Source organism: Deltaproteobacteria bacterium (genome assembly GCA_016219225.1).
GTDB lineage: Bacteria > Desulfobacterota > RBG-13-43-22 > RBG-13-43-22 > RBG-13-43-22 > RBG-13-43-22.
Map to the genome: position 1 here is coordinate 1 of JACRBX010000140.1, position 4,037 is coordinate 4,037.

General features: G+C 51.9%; 4 protein-coding genes. All 4 read left to right on the plus strand.

Annotated elements, in window-relative coordinates:
• The coding region (locus HY879_11940) for an SDR family oxidoreductase (protein MBI5604057.1) at positions 1-125 on the plus strand (125 nt) is incomplete at its 5' end.
• Between the two features lie 171 nt (positions 126-296).
• Entirely contained in the window at positions 297-1,811 is a 1,515-nt protein-coding gene (locus HY879_11945; protein ID MBI5604058.1) for an AMP-binding protein, read from the plus strand.
• A gap of 263 nt (positions 1,812-2,074) precedes the next feature.
• Entirely contained in the window at positions 2,075-2,854 is a 780-nt protein-coding gene (locus tag HY879_11950) for an enoyl-CoA hydratase/isomerase family protein (protein MBI5604059.1), read from the plus strand.
• 140 nt (positions 2,855-2,994) lie between these two features.
• Positions 2,995-3,897 (plus strand): hypothetical protein, encoded by a 903-nt coding sequence (locus tag HY879_11955; protein ID MBI5604060.1) that lies wholly within the window; start codon positions 2,995-2,997, stop codon positions 3,895-3,897.
• The last annotated feature ends 140 nt before the right edge of the window (positions 3,898-4,037 follow it).

A 4,037-nucleotide genomic window follows, 5' to 3' on the forward strand; every position in this document is an offset into this window, starting at 1 on the left:
CGGCCCTGGGACGGCCTCAGACAGCCGAAGACGTGGGAAGCCTCGTCGCCTATCTCGCCTCGGAAGAAGCAAGGAACATCACGGGCCAGGCAATCAGCGTCGATGGCGGCGCCGTCATGACCTGAAGGCCCAATGACCACGGCTCATCAGGGAAAGGAAATTGTTTGCCACATCGACAAAACTTTGTCGATGTGGATTTACTAAGCGCCCGAGAGAGGAGAGGGAGAGCAAGAATAAAATATGGCCGGTATTGAATTTTATGGTATATAGGATATTAAAAGCCTTCGGGGGTGCTTATGAACGTTTCCAATCTTATCAGACGACCTGTCCAGGAAACTCCGGGAAAACCCGCGATTATTTTTGAAGACCGCCAAATCTCCTATTCGGAACTGGACCGGTTGATCAACCGGACCGCCCAAGGATTATCAGACCTGGGACTGAAAAGAGGAGAGGTCCTTTCCCTTTTTCTGCCCAGCCTCCCGGAGTTGATCATCGCCTATTTGGGGACCGTTCGGGCCGGGTTGACGGTCAATGTGGTCAATGCCATGCTCCGGGAACAGGAAGTGGCCTATATCCTGAAAGACTGTGGGTCCCGGGCCGTTCTGACCGATGCCCAAAGGCTGCCGATTATCGAATCCCTCCGGTCTGAGGTTCCCTCGCTGACCGTGATCCTCTCCCTTAAAAATCAGGAGGCCAAGGACTATCCCGTCCTTGAATCCATGCTTGCCGCAGGAAAAGGCCTCTTGGATCCTCCGGAAACCAAAGGAAGCGACCTGTGTCATCTCATGTATACTTCGGGCACGACCGGCCGGCCCAAGGGGGTCATGGCCACTCATCTTAATGTCTGGCACAATGCCCGGGAATTCGGGAAGGTCCACTTTAAACCCGAGGACACCATCATGGTGGCCACCCCCATCTTCCATTGCTGGGGGCTGGTCAACGGCACCTTGGGCATGCTTTCCCAGGGAGGCACGGTTATTACCGTAGAACGATTTTATCCCGACAAGACCCTGGAGGCCATCGAGCGATTTAAACCGACGGTCTTTCAGGGGGTCCCTCCCATGTATAATCTCCTGCTGAAACAACCGGACCTGGATCAGCGGGAAACCGGATCGGTCCGCTTCTGCCTTTCGGCGGCCACCAAAATGCCGGAGAATCTCATTCGTCAGATAGAAGAGCGGCTTAAATGGCGCTATGCCGAGGCCTGGGGTCTGACCGAAGTCTCTTGTGTCGGGACTACTTCCCCTTACACGGAAACCCGCATCGGCTCCTGCGGCAAAGGAATGGATGACGCCCAGATCAAGGTTGTGGATGAAATGGGGAACATCCTGCCCCCTGGTCAACAAGGAGAATTGTGCGTCCGGGGCACCTGTGTCACCCAGGGGTATCTCAACAAGCCGGAGGCCACCCGGGAGGTCTTTGACGACCAGGGCTGGTTTCATTCCGGGGACATTGCCTGCATGGATGCAGACGGCTACGCCTATATCGTAGATCGCAAGAAGGACATGATCAATGTGGGCGGCGAAAAGGTCTTTCCTTCCGAAGTGGAGGATATGATGCTGGCTTTTTCCAAGATCAAAGACCTGGTCATTGTCGGCATCCCCGATGAAATAAAAGGGGAGGCCCCCAAGGCCTTTATTCAGCTTCAGGAAGGGGAAACCGCTTCGATAGAAGAGATTCGAAGCTTTTGCCGGACCCGAATGGCCCCATATAAAGTGCCGGTGGCCGTTGAATTCGTGGACGAAATTCCTCGATCTGCAGCCGGAAAGGCCCTTCGCCGGATATTACGGGATAAGGAATGGAAGAAATAAAAAAATAGCTCAAAGCTCAAGGCTCAAGGCTCAAAGCTCAAGGCTCAAGGCTCAAAGCTCAAGGCTCAAGGCTCAAGGCTCAAGGCTCAAGGCTAAAGACTTAAGGTAAATCAAAGATATTTGAAATTTTTGAATTTAGGAGTCAAAATTCAAAATGAGGAGTTAAATTCTCGGACTGAGTGCTGTTAGGAACCAAAGGCATTGGGTTTTCCTTTGAGCTTTCAGCTTTGAGCTTTGAGCAACCCCATCACAAGGAGATTATTATGCCATACCAACACATCCTTTATGAAGAAAAGGAACGGATCGGGATCCTCACCTTGAATCGGCCTCAGAAAAGAAATGCCCTGGGCAAGGAGGCCGAGATAGAGATGATGGATTGTTTCAAAAAGGCCGCTGAAGAAAAAAAGGCCCGGGTTATTATTATCAAAGGCAATGGCCCGATCTTTTGTTCCGGCCATGACCGGCTGGAGGTCCTCAATCAACCGATCACCGATGTCCGGGACCTTTTCCAGACCTGTATTGATATGTATGCCCTTATGCATCAGATACCCCAACCGATTATCGCCCAGGTCCATGGGATCGCCATGGCCGGCGGCTGTCATCTGGTAGCCGGCTGTGATCTGGCGGTGGCGGCTGAAAAAGGGGCCCAATTTGCCATGACCGGCATCAAGATCGGCTACAACTGTTCCACCCCGACCGTAGCGGTCAGCCGGGCCATCGGCCAGAAGCGGACCCTGGAGATGCTGTTCACCGGTAACTTTATCAACGCCCGGACGGCCCTGGAATGGGGATTGGTCAACCGGGTGGTCCCCGATGATCAGTTGGAAGAGGAGACCTGGAAGCTGGCTAAGGAAATCGCCCAATACAGCCTCAAAGTATTGGGTATCTCCAAACAACATTTTTACCAGCAGATCGAACTGCCTGAACGTCAGGCCTATCATTATGCCAAGGAGTTGATGGCCTCCCAGGCCCTCTGGCCGGACGCAGTGGAGGGGTTCAGCGCCTCTATTGAAAAAAGGGAACCGGTCTGGAAGGAGACTTGAGGTTAGTGCGAAAATAATGTTACGGGTTGCGGGTTGCGAGTTACGGGTTGCGGGTTTAAAACCAACCTTACTTCGACATTCGATATTTTCATGATTTGTGGCGCCTCCGTGGGACATGAGGGTTTGGTATATAAATAGCCATGGACAAAATAAAAGAATCACCAAAAAAAATAAGGCCGGCCTCCACCGTTATTCTGGTCCGGGAGCATGAAAAGGAACTCCAGATTTACCTGCTCAGACGGAGCACCGGGAGCGGATTTTTTCCGGGAAATTATGTCTTCCCTGGGGGCGCTTTGGACCCGGGTGATGGGCAGGCCGAATTCTGGACACCTTTCATCGATCGGTCGATTGAGGATCTTTTAAAGGGCTTTGGACCCGGGTTGAAACCCGAAGAAATCATCGCCTATGGGGTAGCGGCGATAAGAGAGACCTTTGAAGAGGCCGGAGTTTTTCTGGCAGGGTCAAGGAATAATTTTAAGGACTCTCTCAAAAAGGCCTGTGCCCTCCGTTCCGAGGGAAAACTCAAGGAGGGATGGCTTCAAGAAAGGGTTTCGAATGAAGACTTAAAGCTTTCCTTTTCAAACCTCTTCCCCTGGTCTCACTGGATTACCCCGGAGGCCATGCCCAAACGTTTCGACACCCGTTTCTTTATTGCCTTTATGCCGGAAGGCCAGGAATGTATTCCCGACGACCGGGAAACCGTCCTGGGAATTTGGGTCAATCCGGAAAAAGGACTCCAGGGGAATATGAAGGGAGAGATCACCCTTAGTCCTCCGACCATGGTTACCCTTCATCAACTGTTGGCCTTTGGAACGCTGGAAAGCCTCCGGCAAAGGATTCGATCCGCCTCCTGGGGAGACCCCTGCCTGCCTATTATGAAAAAACTGGATAAAGGGGCCATCCTGGTGGAACCCTGGGACCCGCAATACGGGAAAGAGGTTGAAATCGATCCGGAGGGGCTGAAGACCAGGGTGGTCTCTGTCGGAGAACCCTTTTCCCAAATCTGGCTGGACCAGGGGATCTGGCGGCCCATTAGTAACTAAGGAATAAAATTCTTCTCAAAATGGCAAGAAAATTTTTTACCACTAAGACACTAAGACACAAAGAAGGTCTTAATTTCATGAGGGTTAAACAAACATGAAAGCTTTATGCATTTCTTTGTGCCTTCGAGTCTTCGTGGTAA